This is a genomic window from uncultured Tateyamaria sp. (genome assembly GCF_947504105.1).
Taxonomy (GTDB): Bacteria; Pseudomonadota; Alphaproteobacteria; order Rhodobacterales; family Rhodobacteraceae; genus Tateyamaria.
On sequence record NZ_CANNGP010000019.1, the window covers coordinates 17,488 to 33,750 of the forward strand.

The 16,263-nt window shown below is 60.6% G+C and carries 13 protein-coding genes; 5 read left to right on the plus strand and 8 right to left on the minus strand.

The window, feature by feature from the left end; all coding sequences use genetic code 11:
- Positions 1-5 precede the first annotated feature (5 nt).
- The 5 genes from cobS (at position 6) to Q1A75_RS12770 (ending at position 6,126) form a co-directional block, all read left to right on the plus strand.
- Complete coding sequence (cobS, locus tag Q1A75_RS12750; RefSeq protein ID WP_299200750.1) at positions 6-992, plus strand: cobaltochelatase subunit CobS; 987 nt, start codon at positions 6-8, stop codon at positions 990-992.
- Between the two features lie 301 nt (positions 993-1,293).
- A complete protein-coding gene (locus tag Q1A75_RS12755; RefSeq protein ID WP_299548337.1) occupies positions 1,294-1,995 on the plus strand; it encodes an aspartate/glutamate racemase family protein in 702 nt (233 codons plus the stop codon).
- Positions 1,992-3,869, plus strand: a complete 1,878-nt coding sequence (gene cobT / locus Q1A75_RS12760) for a cobaltochelatase subunit CobT (RefSeq protein WP_299548335.1) — start codon at positions 1,992-1,994, stop codon at positions 3,867-3,869. The genes Q1A75_RS12755 and cobT overlap by 4 nt, the downstream gene beginning before the upstream one ends.
- 46 nt (positions 3,870-3,915) lie before the next feature.
- Positions 3,916-5,706, plus strand: a complete 1,791-nt coding sequence (locus Q1A75_RS12765; protein ID WP_299548333.1) for an aminopeptidase P family protein — start codon at positions 3,916-3,918, stop codon at positions 5,704-5,706.
- 75 nt (positions 5,707-5,781) lie between these two features.
- Positions 5,782-6,126 (plus strand): DUF427 domain-containing protein, encoded by a 345-nt coding sequence (locus Q1A75_RS12770; protein WP_299548331.1) that lies wholly within the window; start codon positions 5,782-5,784, stop codon positions 6,124-6,126.
- 1 nt (position 6,127) lies between these two features.
- Here the strand turns inward: Q1A75_RS12770 and Q1A75_RS12775 are convergent, their stop codons facing one another.
- The 8 genes from Q1A75_RS12775 to Q1A75_RS12810 form a co-directional block, all read right to left on the minus strand.
- Positions 6,128-7,816 carry a chloride channel protein gene (locus Q1A75_RS12775; RefSeq protein ID WP_299548329.1) on the minus strand — a complete coding sequence of 563 codons (1,689 nt, stop codon included), beginning with the start codon at positions 7,814-7,816 and terminating at the stop codon, positions 6,128-6,130.
- A gap of 96 nt (positions 7,817-7,912) precedes the next feature.
- Positions 7,913-9,562: a DNA repair protein RecN gene (recN, locus tag Q1A75_RS12780; protein WP_299548327.1), complete on the minus strand. Its 1,650-nt coding sequence runs from the start codon at positions 9,560-9,562 to the stop codon at positions 7,913-7,915.
- A 40-nt stretch (positions 9,563-9,602) separates the two neighbouring features.
- Complete coding sequence (locus Q1A75_RS12785) at positions 9,603-10,472, minus strand: outer membrane protein assembly factor BamD (RefSeq protein WP_299548325.1); 870 nt, start codon at positions 10,470-10,472, stop codon at positions 9,603-9,605.
- 107 nt (positions 10,473-10,579) lie between these two features.
- Positions 10,580-11,503, minus strand: coding sequence for a UDP-3-O-acyl-N-acetylglucosamine deacetylase (gene lpxC / locus Q1A75_RS12790; RefSeq protein WP_299548323.1), 924 nt, complete (start codon positions 11,501-11,503; stop codon positions 10,580-10,582).
- Positions 11,504-11,701: 198 nt separating this feature from the next.
- A complete protein-coding gene (gene ftsZ / locus Q1A75_RS12795; protein ID WP_299548321.1) occupies positions 11,702-13,345 on the minus strand; it encodes a cell division protein FtsZ in 1,644 nt (547 codons plus the stop codon).
- 351 nt (positions 13,346-13,696) lie between these two features.
- Positions 13,697-14,122 carry a hypothetical protein gene (locus Q1A75_RS12800; RefSeq protein WP_299548319.1) on the minus strand — a complete coding sequence of 142 codons (426 nt, stop codon included), beginning with the start codon at positions 14,120-14,122 and terminating at the stop codon, positions 13,697-13,699.
- The gene (gene ftsA / locus Q1A75_RS12805; protein ID WP_189369814.1) at positions 14,101-15,435 is read right to left on the minus strand and encodes a cell division protein FtsA; all 1,335 of its coding nucleotides are present in this window, start codon (positions 15,433-15,435) and stop codon (positions 14,101-14,103) included. The genes Q1A75_RS12800 and ftsA overlap by 22 nt, the downstream gene beginning before the upstream one ends.
- Before the next feature lie 5 nt (positions 15,436-15,440).
- On the minus strand, positions 15,441-16,256 hold the full coding sequence (locus tag Q1A75_RS12810; protein ID WP_299548317.1) for a cell division protein FtsQ/DivIB: 816 nt from the start codon (positions 16,254-16,256) through the stop codon (positions 15,441-15,443).
- Positions 16,257-16,263 lie beyond the last annotated feature (7 nt).

Here is a 16,263-nt window from a genome sequence, read left to right on the forward strand (position 1 = left end):
TTGAGATGGCGGACGGTGGAATGGATATCAACGCAAAACCAACCGAGGAAATCTCGGTCCGTGAAGTGTTCGGCATTGATACGGACATGGTGGTCAAAGGTTTTGCAGACCGGACAGAACGCGTGCCCGAGTTGGACAGCACCTACAAGTTTGATCCCGACACCACGCTGGCGATCCTTGCAGGCTTTTCCCACAACCGGCGCGTGATGATCCAAGGCTATCACGGGACGGGCAAGTCAACGCATATCGAACAGGTGGCGTCGCGTCTGAACTGGCCTGCGGTGCGTGTGAACCTCGACAGCCACATTTCCCGGATCGACCTGATCGGCAAGGATGCCATCAAGTTGAAAGACGGCAAGCAAGTCACTGATTTCCAAGAAGGTATCTTGCCTTGGGCCTTGCGCAACCCAACCGCCATCGTATTCGACGAATACGACGCGGGCCGCGCCGACGTGATGTTCGTCATTCAGCGCGTTCTGGAGGTTGACGGCAAGCTGACGCTTCTGGACCAGAACCAGGTGATCAACCCGCACCCCTATTTCCGCATCTTTGCGACAGCCAACACGGTCGGTCTGGGCGACACAACCGGCCTCTATCACGGCACGCAGCAGATCAACCAAGGCCAGATGGACCGCTGGTCGCTGGTGGCGACGCTGAACTACCTGTCGATCGATGCTGAGACGGCGATCGTTCTGGCAAAGAACCCGCACTACAACACGGCAGAGGGCCGCAAAACGGTCAAGCAGATGGTGACCGTCGCTGACCTGACCCGCACCGCTTTTATGAACGGCGACTTGTCGACCGTGATGTCGCCTCGGACGGTCATCTCCTGGGCACAGAACGCCGAAATTTTCCGCAACGTAGGCTATGCATTCCGCCTGTCCTTCCTGAACAAATGCGATGAGTTGGAGCGGCAGACAGTGGCCGAGTTCTATCAGCGTCTGTTCGACGAGGAATTGCCGGAAAGTGCGGCGAGTGTGAGCTTGGGATGAGGTCGGTGCAGATTGCAGCTGTTGCTTGTGTTACAACGCTAGCGCCACCTGCTCATGCCATCACAGCGCTTGGTTGGATTGAGAGTTGCATAGCCCTCTATGAGACCGCCGAAACCACCGACAAGGATCTCGCCGCTTCGTACAAAAACAGCGCAGACTTGCTTGGAAAGGCTGCACTCGGACTCCGCTCAGAATATGGCGCTGGAATCGTTTCTTTGCTCACTGTTCCATCGGAACCAATGACGGAGCCAGAGACTGTCACGGACTGTGCCACAGCGTTGTCTGGGCGGGGACCGTAACGATGCACATCGGTCTGATCGGTGGGATTGGTCCGGCCGCGACCATTTCGTATTACCAGCGCTTGACCGATGCCATGCGTGCGCTGGCTGCACCTTTGGAACTGACCATCGTCAATACCGAAGCCTCGACCTTGTTAGCTAACAATTTAGCCGGGGATACGGCGGCGCAGGCGTGGATTTACGCTGGCCTCATCGAACGGCTGAAGGCGGCCGGTGCCGAGTGCGCGGCCATCACGTCGCTGGGCGGACATTTCTGTTTTGACGAGACTGTTGCGCTGTCAACATTGCCTTTGGTCAGCGCGGTAAGCCCACTTGATGCATTCTTTGCCGCGAATGGCTTTGGAACGGTGGGATTGCTTGGAACGGGCGTCGTCATGTGTACGCAGTTGTATGGCCAGCTTGAACGCACCAAGGCCGTTACGCCGCAAGATATCGACGGAGTTGGAACGGCCTACACCGACATGGCCTTGGCTGGTGCCTGCACAGACGAGCAACGCGCCTTTTTCACCGAAGAAGGGCGCAAACTGGTCAATGCGGGGGCACAAGCTGTTGTGTTGGCTGGCACCGATCTCAACCTTGCTTTTGATGGGCGCGACGTGGGCTATGAAGTCATCGACGCGCTTGATATCCATGTGGATGTGCTGGTTGCCCTCGCGACCGGGCGCGCCACCCTGTCTGACCATTCCGTAGGCGGTTCTGCATGAGCACCCAAAACGACAACCCCGCCGATCCGTTCAAAAAGGCCCTCGCCGAGGCCACCAAGGTCATGGCGAATGATCCTGAGTTGAACGTCTCTTACTCTGTCGATCCGGCGGGTGTGTCGGGCGATTCCATGCGCTTGCCACAGGTTTCCCGTCGTATGACCCGTGAAGAGGTGTTGCTGGCCCGTGGGACTGCCGATGCTTTGGCCTTGCACCGCCGCTATCACAATGGGCAGACCCACGCCCGGTATTCACCTCAGGGCGAGATGGCACGCGATCTATACGAAGCCATGGAAACTGCCCGATGCGAGGCGATGGGTGCGCGGGACATGCCGGGCACTGCAGGAAACATTGATGCCAAGATTACCAATGAAGCCCTGCGCAAAGGCTATGACCAGTGCAAGCAGGCCTCTGACGTGCCGCTTGCTGCCGCTGCGGGCTATCTGGTGCGTCATCTGGCGACCGGGCGTGATCTGCCCGCCGGTGCCGAAAACGCGATGGAGCTGTGGCGCGGGTTCATTGAGGATCAGGCCGGTGGGACGCTGGAAAATCTCGACAACATCCTCGACGATCAGGCCGCTTTTGCGAAATTCGCGCGGCAGGTGATCACCGATCTGGGCTATGGCGATCAGCTGGGGGATGACCCCGACCAGCTCGACGACGATATGGAAGACGAGGCCGAGGAAGGCCAGGAAGAGGATCAGGAACCCGACAGCACCGGCCAGGACGATCAGGACGAGGAAAACGCCGAAGGCACGCCTGAAAGCTCGCAGGACGAGACGCAGGATGCGTCAGAGGCCCAGGTCTCCATGGATGACATGGCCGATCAGGAGATGGGAGAAGAGGCGGAAATGCCCGAGGGTGAGGCCCCGCTTGAGCCCCCCGCTCCGCAGCCCGTGTCCGAGGCTGATCCGGACTATCAGGTCTATCTGGATGCCCATGACGAGGAGATCGGGGCCGAGGACCTGGCCGAACCGGTCGAGTTGGAGCGGCTGCGTGCCTATCTGGATCAGCAATTGGAGCCTTTGAAGGGCGCCGTGAGCCGTCTGGCCAACAAGTTGCAGCGGCGTTTGCAGGCGCAACAGAACCGCAGTTGGGAGTTCGACCGCGAGGAGGGGATTCTGGACGCCGGGCGTCTGGCGCGCGTGGTGGCGAACCCGACGACGCCGCTGTCCTTCAAGGTCGAGAAGGACACCGAGTTCCGCGACACCGTCGTGACCTTGCTGTTGGACAACTCAGGCTCCATGCGTGGGCGTCCGATTTCGATTGCGGCCATCTGTGCCGACGTTCTGGCGCGCACGCTTGAGCGGTGCAATGTGAAGGTTGAGATCCTAGGCTTCACCACCCGTGCGTGGAAAGGCGGGTTGGCCCGCGAGGCGTGGTTGAACGATGGACGTCCGAGCCAACCGGGGCGGCTGAATGATCTGCGCCACACCATCTATAAATCCGCCGACGCGCCATGGCGGCGGACGCGGCCCAATCTTGGGCTGATGATGAAGGAAGGGTTGCTCAAGGAAAACATCGATGGTGAGGCGCTGGAATGGGCGCATCGCCGGATGGTAAACCGTCCCGAAGCGCGCAAGATCCTGATGGTGATTTCCGATGGGGCCCCTGTTGACGACAGCACCCTGTCCGTGAACCCGGCCAACTATCTGGAGAAACACCTGCGCGATGTGATCGCAATGGTGGAGCGCAAAAGGGCTGTGGAACTGTTGGCCATCGGGATCGGGCACGATGTAACCCGGTACTATGACCGCGCGGTAACCATCACGGATGTGGAACAGCTGGCAGGCGCCATGACAGAGCAATTGGCAGCCCTGTTTGACAGTGACCCGAGGGCGCGGGCGCGCGTCATGGGCATGCGACGCGCCAGCTGAGATCGGCCCTTCGGGGAGAGTTTATCGGGCAAGATGAAGGTGGATCATGTTTCAGAGCTTTGAAGTTACCGCACGCCCTGAACAAGGTCCTCCCCGGCTGGCGGCCCTGCGTGCTGAGCTGGAGGTCGAGGAGCTGGACGGGTTTCTGGTCCCCCGTGCCGACGCGCATCAGGGCGAGTATGTCTCGGCCCGGGACGAGCGTCTGGCATGGTTGACCGGCTTTACCGGATCAGCTGGATTTTGTGCAGTACTGCGCGATGTTGCCGGTGTATTCATCGACGGGCGCTATCGTACGCAAGTGAAGGCACAGGTGGCCGATGTCTACACACCGGTGCCATGGCCCGAAATCTCGCTGGCCGAATGGCTGAAGGAACAGATGCCCAACGGTGGCCGTGTCGGTTTCGATCCTTGGCTGCACACCTCGGGACAGATCGAGAAGGCCGAAAACCGTTTGAAAGGCAGCGGTATCGCATTGGTGCAATGCGCCAACCTCGTCGACCGGGTGTGGAAAGAGCAACCGGGACCGGCAGCGGAACCGGCCAAGGCGCACCCGCTTGAATTCGCAGGGGAAAGTCATCGTGAAAAGCGCGCAAGGCTTGCCGAGGCGTTGACAAAGGCCGGTGCTGCATCTGCCGTCATCACGTTGCCCGACAGCTTGTGCTGGTTGTTGAATATCCGTGGCTCAGACATCCCGCGCAATCCGATTGCACAAGGTTTTGCAGTGCTGCACGCATCAGGCGCCGTGGATCTGTTTATGGACCCAACCAAGCTGAGCGAGGTTCAGGACCATCTTGGCGACGATGTGATGTGTCATGTTCCAGCCGCGTTTCTGGATGCACTATCTGGGCTGGAAGGTACTGTTCTTCTCGATAAGTCCTCGGTTCCGGTGATCGTGGCCGACGTCATCGGTGACCGAGTGCAGTGGGGGGATGACCCCTGCGCCCTACCCAAGGCCTGCAAGAACGCCGCCGAGATCGCGGGGACGGCAGAAGCGCATTTGCGTGACGGGGCCGCTATCGTCGAATTGTTGGCGTGGTTGGATCGCCAACAGCCCGGGTCGGTGCAAGAGACGCAGGTCGTCACCCAGCTTGAGACTTTTCGCCGTCGGGACAATGCCCTGCAGGATATCAGTTTCGAAACCATCGCTGGCACGGGGCCAAACGGTGCCATCATGCACTACCGCGTCACGGAAGAGACGGACCGCACGCTCGAAGACGGCCAGTTGATCGTTCTGGACAGCGGTGGGCAATACCTTGATGGAACGACGGACATCACGCGAACCATTCCCATCGGTACCCCACCCGAAGAGGCGCGCGCTGCCTTTACCCGCGTCTTGCTGGGCATGATCGGGATGTCGCGGCTGATCTGGCCGGTTGGACTGGCGGGACGGGATATCGAGGCAATCGGTCGTGCACCTTTGTGGTACGCGCACCAGGATTTTGATCATGGGCTGGGCCATGGTGTCGGTGCTTATCTGTCGGTCCATGAGGGGCCGCAGCGGCTGAGCCGTTTAAGCACGGTGCCGCTGAAACCCGGCATGATCCTGTCGAATGAGCCGGGGTACTACCGCGAAGGCGGCTTCGGCATCCGTATCGAAAACCTGATCGTTGTGCAGAAGGCCGAGTGCCCACCCGGCGGCGATGCACATCGCGAGATGCTGAGCTGGCGTACACTGACCTTTGCACCCATTGATCGCCGACTGATCATTGCAGACATGTTGGACGCGACGTCACGCGCGTGGCTGAACGCCTATCACGCTGAAACACTTGATAAAATTGGCCCACGCGTCTCGGATGATGCGCGCGAATGGCTGATGCAGGCCTGCGCACCGCTGTAAGTCTGGCCCACGTTTCATTCATCTGTTACACCGGCCCTTCATCACTGCAAAACACTCACGACAGGAGGCTCAGGCATGGCTGATCACATCACGATCCGCAAAGCACCCGGCACATGGACGGTACGTGCAGGGGGCGCGGTTCTGGGCGAAAGCAGCAATGCGCTGGAGCTGAGCGAGGGTGACTATCCTGCCGTCATCTATTTCCCGCGCAACGACATCGCCATGGCCTTTCTTGATCGCACGGACAAGGCCAGCCATTGCCCACACAAGGGCGACGCCAACTACTTTTCAGTGGTGACAAAATCACAGACATTGGCCAATGCCGTCTGGACATATGAGGACCCGAAGAACCCTGTCGCCCGCGTCAAGGATCATCTTGCCTTCTATGTGGGTGATGGGATCACTGTCGAGCAGATCTGATCTAGCTGTGCTCTTCGGCTGCTGTGGCGGCAAGGGCGCGGTTATAGGCTTTGAGAGCATCGACATGGAACAACGCGCCGCGCAGTTCGGGGGCCGCGTTTTCGCCCGTCAGCGTGACCACGGGAACGAAGGGTACCATCGTACGATCAAAGATCGGTAGCGCAGCTTCGAGCGTGGCGTTTTCATCTACATATATCCCCTCGGTGATCATCTCCCAGCAGCGTGCTTCATCCGCCATGCGGGGATCGTCAGGCTTGCGCATAACCGACCCCACCCGGAACATCGCCAACAGATAGGCTTGCGGTCCGGCGGCGAGATGCACATTTCGTCGTTCAAGCTGGGTCAGGAAAAAGGACCGGTCCACCAGGCGGGATGACAGTGCGGTTGACATCGACACCGCCACCATCACTGCAAGCCCGGTTTGCCAGTCGCCCGTCAATTCGAACACGATCAGCGTAGTAGAGATCGGAGCGCCCAGCACGGCCGCGGCCACCGCGCCCATTCCAGCCAACGCATACAATGTGACGGACCCCGAGACATCCGGGAAGATGCTTGTCGCCACCAAACCAAAGCTGAGCCCCGTCAGCGCCCCAATCATCAGCGAGGGGGAAAAGACACCGCCCCCCATGCGCCCGGCCATGGTGATCGCAACCGCCGCAGTCTTCATTACGATAAACACCATGACTTCGTTGAGGGCCAATTGCCCAGTCAGAGCCATGGACGTGGTTTCGTACCCAACCCCGATGATGTGGGGGTAGAAGATCGCCATACCTCCCAACAACGCGCCTGCCATCGTCGGGCGCAGCCAGCGGGGCAACTCGGTGCGCTGTTGAAATTGAGAGGCCATGTCATCCGTCCAGAAAATGGACCGCATCAACACGACGGCCACGAGACCGCACATCAGACCCAGCAGCAGGAAGGCTGGCAGCTCTCGATAGAACACAAGTTCATTGGTGTCCGGCAGCCGGAATTCGGTCACGTCGCCAAATTCAAGCCGGTTGATGACTGTGCCTGCAACCGACGCGATGACGATGGGGGCAAAAGCGTGCACGGCAAAGTGGCGCAAGACCACCTCGAGTGCAAAGAGGGCCCCTGCAATGGGCGCGTTGAAGCTGGCAGAGACGGCTGCCGCCACCGCACAACCAAGCAGGTCGCGCCCGGTCACCCCGTCCGCCTTGATCCAGCGGCACACCTTGGTCGATATGACCGCGGCGATGTGCACCACCGGTCCCTCTCGGCCCGTCGAGCCGCCTGTGGACAGGGTGATAAAGCTGGCGAAGGCTGAGGCCACCCCGGCCCGCGTGCTCACGCGACCGTCTCTCAGGGCAGCCCCTTCGATCACGTCGGCAACGCTGCGGGCAACCCCGTCGCGGGTGAAGTTATGCAGGATCAGGCCGGTGATGAGTCCGCCAACGATCGGAATGATCAGAATCCAGTACCATGGCAAGGAGGATGCAAAACTGTGCAGGTATTGCACATCCTCCGTGCCGTATAGAAATGCCTGAAGCGCCTCGATCCCCTTACGGAAGAGCAACGCGGCGAACCCCGCGGCGATCCCGATCGCGAGCGCGATGAACCAGAACTGGACCTGGCTGGGACCGCGGTGGCGCAGCACGTGCCAACCATCCTTGCACGCGGTCGCCGCGTGAGCGAATTGCTGGGACAGAACAGATCGGTTGGGAGCGGACATGAGGTCGGGCTACAATGATACTTGACCCTTCGAGGGTTACGCCCTTTGCTGCGCCTGCGAAAGCCCCCGCGATGTCACAGAGCGAAGACTGTGGCCCTAACCGCTCAGCAAGGCGCGGGCGGCGCCGCGCGCTTCGTCGGTGATGGTGTCACCCGCTAGCATACGCGCGATCTCGTCCACCCGCTCTGGCGCGGCAAGCGGTACGACTTGCGAGGTAGTCATGCCTTGCGACACTTGCTTTTCCACACGCCAATGATGGGCACCAAGGGCGGCGACTTGGGGCGAGTGGGTGACGACCAGCACTTGACCTGTCTCGGCAATCTGGCTGAGCCTGCGGCCCACAGCATCAGCGGTCGCTCCGCCCACCCCGCGGTCAATCTCGTCAAAGATCATGGTCAGGCCGGACTGTTCGCGCGTCAGGCACACCTTGAGCGCCAGAAGAAAGCGGCTGAGTTCGCCACCAGAGGCAATCTTGTTCAGGGGGCCAGACGGTGCCCCGGGGTTCGTTGCAACGGTAAAGGCCACTGAATCGCTGCCTTCCGGCCCGGGTTCATCAGCCGTGATCTGGGTTTCGAAAACCGCCCGCTCCATCTTGAGCGGGGCCAGTTCCACCATCACGGCTTTGTCCAGTGCCTTGGCCGATTTGCGACGCGCCGCACCAAGCTTTTCAGAGGCCGTGTCGTAGGCTGCTTCAGCCTCGGCCACAACGGATCGCAAGCGCCCCAGATCGGCATCGCCTGCATCCAGCGCGGACAGCTTTTCGCGCAGCCCTGCCGCAAAGGTGGCCAGATCATCCGGGGCGACATCATGCTTGCGCGCAAGACCGCGAATAGCAAACAGCCGTTCTTCAGCATCCTCAAGCTCGGTTGGATTGAAGGTCAGATGATCCAATGCCGATACGATACCGTCGGTCGCCTCGTCCAATTCGACCATCGCACGCGCCAGGGCTGCAAGTGGTGCATCAAGTTGCCCTTCGGCCTTGTCCGCCACCCCGTCAAGCCAACGGATCGCATCACTCATGGCCCCTTCGGCGCCGTCGTGACCCAGGATCTGATGCGCACGTTGCACATCTTCGCGAATACGTTCGGCCCCCTGCATCAGACGGCGGCGGGTGTCGAGGTCGGCTTCCTCGCCCGGCTGTGGGTCAAGCGCATCCAGTTCAGCCACCGCATGGCGCAGAAACTCTTCCTCGTCGCGGATCGCGGCCATTGCCGCTTCGGCCTCGGCCATTGCCTTGCGCGCCTGCCCCATCGCCCGCCACGCCTTGCGTGTCTTGCCTCGCGCAGCTTCGAGGCCTGCAAATTCATCAAGGATCGCGCGGTGGCCACGCGGGTTCAGCAAGCCACGGTCGTCATGTTGGCCATGCAATTCGATCAGCGTGTCGGACAATGCGCGCAACACCTCGCCCGAACAGCGGCGATCATTGACCCAGGCCGTCTTGCGCCCGTCCGCCGTGTTCACGCGGCGCAGGATCAATTCGTCATCCGCGGGCAGCCCCGCTTCGTCCAGTACCGCGCGTGCCGGATGATGATGGGGCAGATCAAACCAGGCCGTCACTTCGCCCTGGGCCGCTCCCTGACGCACCAGATCGGCGCGCCCGCGCCATCCCAGCACAAAGCCAAGGCTGTCGAGCAGGATGGATTTGCCCGCACCGGTTTCGCCAGTGAGCACGTTAAGGCCCGGCTGGAACTGCAATTCCAACCGGTCAATGATCAGCATGTCGGAAATATCCAACCCGCGCAGCATCAACAGACCCTCACTAAGGGCGGCAAACCCCGCCTTTTGATCAGAGCCACCGGCCCCTGATCATCTGCCGATAGATTTGCGACAGCCAGTTGTTGCCACGCGCGTTCGGTTCAAGACCCTGCCCCGTCAGCAGGTTAAAGCTGTCCTGATACCATTCGGTAGATTGGAAGTTGTATCCAAGGATCGCGCCCGCCGTCTGCGCCTCGTCCGTGAGGCCGAGCGACAGATACGCTTCGACCAGACGGTGCAACGCTTCAGGCGTGTGACTTGTGGTCTGGAAATCCTCGACCACCACACGGAAGCGGTTGATCGCCGCCGAAAAGTTGTCGCGGCGCAGGTAGTAGCGCCCAATTTCCATTTCCTTGCCCGCCAGATGGTCGAAGGCCAGGTCGAATTTCAGGATCGATGATCTGGCGTATTCGCTGTCGGGATAACGTTCAATGACCTCGCGCAGCGATTGCAGCGCCTGAAAGGTCAGGCCCTGATCGCGGCCCACTTCGTCGATCTGATCGTAGTAGCTGAGTGCCAGAAGGTACTGGGCATAGGCCGCATCGTCATCATCCGGGTAGAAATCGATGAAACGTTGCGCCGCTGACCTGCTGTTCGGATAGTCCTTGTCCCGGTGATGGGCAAAGGCCTGCATGATCAGTGCACGACGTGCCCAGTCCGAATAGGGATAAAGCCGTTCGATTTCCGAGAAGTAGAAGGCCGCTTCCGGCAGTTCGCCCTGTTCAAGCTCAAACTCGCCCCGCTCAAAGATCTGCTCGGCGGTGAAGTTCTCAAGCGGCACTTCCTGACGGTTAAAGAAACCGCCCGTGGTTGGCCGCCCATTGCTGTTGCCGCAAGCCGCAACAAAGGCTGTGATCGTCACAACAGCTGCCAGTCGCGTGATGGATTTTCCGCGGATCATCCCTTGCCACCCCCAAGATGCTCAACACCGCCCATTTCAGGCTGTTTGCCCGTCTCTAGCACAAAGTTTCGGAAGGATGAAATGACGATTTATCCGTATGATGCGGATCAGGCAACTTCGGGGATTTCATCCCAGACCAGACCCGATCCCGGCAGCCTTGCCGTCATCTCTGGATCGCATGTCACCATGCGTACGGCATCGGGTGTCGCGAACAGTTCGCGCAGCAATTGATTGGTCAGCGTATGCCCCGCACGCGTGCCGGTGTAGTGGCCGATTATCGGCGCACCCGCCAGCGCCAGGTCGCCAAGTGCGTCCAGCATCTTGTGGCGTACAGGCTCATCCGAGTGGCGCAGGCCACCGGGGCTGGATACACGATCACCGTCAAAGACCACCGCGTTCACGCCGGGGGCGCCGCCGAGGGCCAAACCATTTGCCTGCATCTGCTTCACATCATCTTGGCGGCAGAACGTGCGGCTGTCGCTCAACTCGCGTGCGAAGCTGCCATTGGACATGTTCAACGACTTGGATTGGCGACCAATGGCGGTGTCGGCAAAATCAATATGGAAGTCGATCCGCACCACGTCCGAAGGCGCAATGGTTGCTGTCGCGTCCCCCTGAGTGGCGGTTACCGCTTTCAGCACCTCGAAAGCCCGCACACGCGCTGGCAGACGGCGCAGGCCACGCCGCATGATGCCGCGGACAAATGGCAATGCAGAACCGTCAACGATTGGTACTTCGGGTCCGTCAATCTCGATCAGCGCGTTGTGCACACCGCAGCCCGCGATAGCGGCCATGATATGTTCGACCGTACCAACCGATACGCCCGCTTCGTTGACAAGTGTCGTACATAAGGGGGACTGGTGAACCACGTCATAGCGGGCCGGGACCAATGCGTCGCGGTCCGTGATGTCAGTGCGTCGAAACCAGATACCATGCTCTGCCATGGCGGGACGGATGGTCAAACGCGCAGGTTTTCCGGAATGCAGCCCGCATCCGGTAAACACCACTGGTCCTTTGACGGTCGTTTGCACGGGGTCCACCCATTACAGTTTCATGACATGGCCAGAGCTAAGGTGATGGACGCCAACACTCAACTCACTCTTTGCAACGGTCTGAAACATGGATGTAACAGGTGCGCAGCAATGCGCGCATGAGGTGGCAAATAGTTGTAATCAAACAACAAAAAGGGCCGCCTGATGGCAGCCCTTATGCTGGTTTGTGACCAGAATTCAGTTCGCTTGACGCCTCAGGAAGGCCGGAATTTCAATCCGTTCCTGGTCCGGATCAACAGCTTCCGCCGGCCGTGGCGCGGGCGCTGGGGCTGCTCCGTTTCCTTGAACAGGGGGCTGCTGACGCGCTGGACGCTCCGGCGCCGCCGGGGCACCATCGGCCGTGCCCGTCATCCGATTGATGAGCGAGTTGATACCAAAGCGCGGCTTTTCACCCGGTGCAGCTGTCGGCTGCGCTGGTTGTTGCTGTGCCGCCGCGGCAGCAGCAGGTGCCGCCTTTTGTGTGGCGGCGCGCAAACGGGCCAGCGCTTCGGGCGACGGGGTGCCGGGTGCTGGCGCACGCGGCGCAACGAATTCCTCTGCAGGAGTGATTTCAGGGTCGGGTTTCGGTTCGAACGCGGCCACCTGTGGCTGATAAGCCGGGGGCGGCAGGTCATCTTGCGCCACAGCAGGCGCTTCATCCGCAAAGATGTCTTCGGCCATGTCCTGTGCGGCAACCTGTTGAACGTCCATCTCCTGGAACAATGTTGGCTCTTCCGCTGCGGCAGCAATCGGGGCTGGCGCAGGTTCTGGCATAGGCTCTGCTGTCGGAGCAGGCGCAGTCTCATCCGACATGATCGGCTGGCTGAGCGGTGCCGCCATGGAGCGGCGCGGCACAGGGATTTCGCTGTTTACGTCGGACGCGTCGATGCCTGTCGCGACCACGCTCACGCGCATGTTGCCTTCCATCGCTGTGTCGAGGGTCGAACCGACGATGATGTTCGCATCTGGATCGACCTCTTCGCGAATGCGGTTGGCCGCTTCGTCCAGTTCGAACAGGGTCAGGTCGTGTGCGCCGGTGATGTTGATCAGAACACCCTTCGCGCCACGGAGCGAGATTTCGTCCAGCAGCGGGTTCGCGATGGCCTTCTCGGCGGCCTGGATTGCGCGATCTTCGCCATCAGCCTCGCCCGTACCCATCATGGCTTTGCCCATCTCGTCCATCACGGCGCGCACGTCCGCGAAGTCGAGGTTGATCAGGCCCGGACGCACCATCAGGTCAGTCACGCCCTTAACACCTTGATAAAGCACGTCATCAGCCATGCTGAACGCTTCGGTAAAGGTCGTTTTCTCGTTCGCCAGACGGAACAGGTTCTGGTTCGGAATGATAATCAGCGTATCGACCATCTTTTGCAGCGATTCAACGCCGTCCTCGGCCTGACGCATCCGCTTGGCGCCTTCGAACTGAAAAGGCTTGGTCACGACGCCGACGGTCAGAACACCCAGTTCGCGGGCGGCCTGTGCGATGATCGGCGCGGCCCCAGTGCCGGTGCCGCCGCCCATACCGGCGGTGATAAAGCACATGTGCGCGCCAGCCAGGTGATCAACGATCTGCTCAATTGATTCTTCGGCTGCCGCAGCCCCTACGGAGGCGCGCGCGCCTGCCCCAAGGCCCTCAGTCACCTTGATGCCCAACTGGACCCGGTTGGTCGCGGCGGACTGTTGCAGCGCCTGCGCATCGGTGTTGGCAACGACGAATTCGACGCCATCCAGTTGTTTTTCAATCATGTTATTGACGGCGTTGCCACCAGCACCACCAACACCAAAGACGGTGATGCGGGGTTTCAGCTCGTCATGTCCGGGCATGGAGAGGTTGAGGGTCATAGGTCGGGTCCGCCTGTCTGGTTTGCCGCATTCGCGGGTGTTTTTGTGCCTAAATCCTCGCAATCTTAGCGATTCAACGCCCCAACGTCACCCACAAATCGCAGTTTCACCGCAAAATATGGCCATATTCGAATGATGATCCGCAAAATTTCGCCGAAACATGCACATGTTGGGTCTCAAAGCGGCAATGACACAAGCAACACAACGGCGCGCGCCGCGAGGGCGTGCAAAGAACGGGTTTGGGTGCAAACTGCTCGGTCTGCCATGTGTTGCGGCCTGCCATGTGCCGCGCGCCTCTTTCGGGCGTTGGACGCAGGGTGGTCCATAACGCCCTGACAATCAAGCGATTCCCTAGCTCAGCGGCACCTCCGGACACCCCAGATCCTGATCGTTGAACCGCGCCAATTGGCTTTGCCCAAAGCTACGCCCCAGACCAAAGACCATAAGAGTCCCCTCTGTGTCGTAAGGCACCCAGCACACCGGTTCGGTCTGATCTAGATCACGGTAAAGGAAGCAGACCTGCCCGTCGGGCGTCGTGATTTCACCATATACGCATCTGTTTTCGCGACCGCGCCAAACGGAGAGCCGTGGGGATAGGAACTGCTCGACGCCAACCAGATTGCCTCGGCTGCGATCATAGAACGAAACTGTTTTACCCGTGACCCTTGCCAGAAACTCTTCGGGGGCGATCCGCTGTTGGGCCGTGCCCGGTTGCCCAAACAGCACCGCCAGCACAATCGCGAATAGGCGGTCGCCTACCAGTTGTCGCGGAACCATTTGACCGCGCGCCGCAGACTGCGCGCGGGATAGCGATCCGCGGGGATATCGAAATCCCACCATTCGTCCTGCGGATGGGCCGCAAACAGGGCCAGACCGACAGCCGACGCAAAGCCGGGCCCGGTCGCCGCCTGCGGCAAACCGTGAACACGCAGAGGCCGGCCCAGACGCACCTGCTGGCCCAGGATTTTAGAGGCGAGACCGTCAAGGCCGGGGATCTGGCTACCGCCGCCGGTCAACACAATCTGTTGGCTGGGAAGGTGATCAAACCCGGCAGCGTCCAAACGGGCGCGTACCTCTTCCAGAATCTCTTCCACACGGGGGCGCATGATTCCAATCAGTTCAGCCCGAGACGCCGTGCGGCGGTCATGTTCGTAGTCGCCTGTATCACCACCGATTTCGATCATTTCGCGGTCATCCATACCGGTGGCATGCACGCCGCCATAGAACGTCTTGATCCGTTCGGCATTGGCCATAGGCACTTGCAACCCCATGGAAATGTCGCTGGTCACGTGGTCACCGCCCATGCGCACCGCATCACCGTAGATCATGTGTTTCTTGATAAAGATCGACACGCCAGTCGACCCACCACCCAGATCGATACAGGCGGAGCCAAGTTCTTGCTCATCCTCCACGAGTGCGGCGATCCCGGACGCGTAGGACGATGAGGCAATACCCGCCAGTTCCAGATCACAGCGCTTGATGCAATGCGCCAAGTGCTGCACGGCAGAAGCATCGACAGTCAGCATGTGTAGATCGACCGCCAATTCATTGCCCAACTGACCGCGCGGATCAGACAGGCCCGAGCGGTGATCAAGCGCGAAGTTCACAGGCTGCGCATGCAGCACCTCGCGTCCTTCCCCATAGTCCGGCACATCGCAGCGCGACAGCACGCGCGCCACATCCTGTTCAGAGACGACACCGCCCTCAAGGTCCAGCCGCGCATCAAGGCCGTAGCTGCGCGGTTCAGCCCCCGCAAAACATGCGATCACGTGATCCACGCGGATACCGGCCATCTTCTGTGCAGCCTGCAACGCAGTGCGAATGGCACGCTCGGTTTCCTGCATGGCGCAGATCTCACCAAAGCGCACCCCACGCGACCGGGTTGTCGCAGCACCGATGACTCGAAAGCCGGATTGCCCGGCAAGCGAGCCGATCTCACCCTCTTCGCCCAGTTGGTTCGTGCCGTCAAAGCGCAGAACCAGGCACGCAATTTTCGAGCTGCCGACATCAAGGATCGCAACGACACCCCGCTGCATCGCGATCTTGCGCATGTTACGCATGCTGCGCTGGCTGGCATAAAGGTCGGTCATCACTACTACTCGGTCCCCGGGGTCAACTGTCTGATACGCCGCCATTCGGCGGTGGAATTGTCTGTCATGCGCACGGTCGGGCGATCCTCCAAACGCAGGTCGATGCGGGCGATGTCGCGCTTCAACACCTCGTCCACACCATCAAGGGCAATCACCCGCTCCAGCGCCTGCACCGCACCGTCTGCGGGCAGCATGATGCGTTGGTTGCGGTCCAAAACGACGTCCCAACGCCGGTCACCCAGGCGGACAAGCCCGCGCATCCGATCACCAAGCGGTGCGCCCGCTGCGATCAGCTTCATGGCCTCATCCACGTGGCTCGCGGCCCCCTCCCCCGCGATCACGGGCAGATCGGGACGCAGCCCCCGCCGCGCAACCGAACGTACAAGAGCGCCTGCCTCATCAATCAGGGTCAGACCTTCGGGCCGTCGCCAGATGGCAATGGGGACACGGGGCGTTATATCAACTTGCAAGACGCCGCCCGGGCGGATCCGCACAGAGGCTTCCTTGACCGGAGGCATCTCAAGCACCGTGGCACGGATTGCCGCCGGATCGAGGTCAAAGGACGAGATTGGGAAATCGAGCGGGACAGCCGTGCGTATGCTCTCGGACAGCTTTGTGTCCGCGCCATCAATGGCCATCAGGTTCACCATGAACTCAGGGCGCTGTTCGATGCTTGCGCGCGCTTCAGCAACCGTGGCGCGGATGGCGGCCTGCGTATCGGGGTTCGACAGCCACCACGTGGCAGCACCAAATGACAGGACAAACGGCACGCCCGCGCGCAGCATCAGCCGGATACCGGGCGTCAGCATCAAGCGCTGCATGCGCCAT

Excerpts from the sequence above, each read along its gene's own strand:
- ftsZ (WP_299548321.1), bottom strand. The coding sequence starts at position 13,345 with ATGACCCTCAACCTCTCCATGCCCGGACATGACGAGCTGAAACCCCGC.
- recN (WP_299548327.1), bottom strand. The coding sequence starts at position 9,562 with ATGCTGCGCGGGTTGGATATTTCCGACATGCTGATCATTGACCGGTTG.
- Q1A75_RS12785 (WP_299548325.1), bottom strand. The coding sequence starts at position 10,472 with ATGATCCGCGGAAAATCCATCACGCGACTGGCAGCTGTTGTGACGATC.
- Q1A75_RS12800 (WP_299548319.1), bottom strand. The coding sequence starts at position 14,122 with ATGGTTCCGCGACAACTGGTAGGCGACCGCCTATTCGCGATTGTGCTG.
- Q1A75_RS12765 (WP_299548333.1), top strand. The coding sequence starts at position 3,916 with ATGTTTCAGAGCTTTGAAGTTACCGCACGCCCTGAACAAGGTCCTCCC.
- Q1A75_RS12755 (WP_299548337.1), top strand. The coding sequence starts at position 1,294 with ATGCACATCGGTCTGATCGGTGGGATTGGTCCGGCCGCGACCATTTCG.
- ftsA (WP_189369814.1), bottom strand. The coding sequence starts at position 15,435 with ATGACCGACCTTTATGCCAGCCAGCGCAGCATGCGTAACATGCGCAAG.
- cobS (WP_299200750.1), top strand. The coding sequence starts at position 6 with ATGGCGGACGGTGGAATGGATATCAACGCAAAACCAACCGAGGAAATC.
- cobT (WP_299548335.1), top strand. The coding sequence starts at position 1,992 with ATGAGCACCCAAAACGACAACCCCGCCGATCCGTTCAAAAAGGCCCTC.
- Q1A75_RS12810 (WP_299548317.1), bottom strand. The coding sequence starts at position 16,256 with ATGCAGCGCTTGATGCTGACGCCCGGTATCCGGCTGATGCTGCGCGCG.
- Q1A75_RS12775 (WP_299548329.1), bottom strand. The coding sequence starts at position 7,816 with ATGTCCGCTCCCAACCGATCTGTTCTGTCCCAGCAATTCGCTCACGCG.
- Q1A75_RS12770 (WP_299548331.1), top strand. The coding sequence starts at position 5,782 with ATGGCTGATCACATCACGATCCGCAAAGCACCCGGCACATGGACGGTA.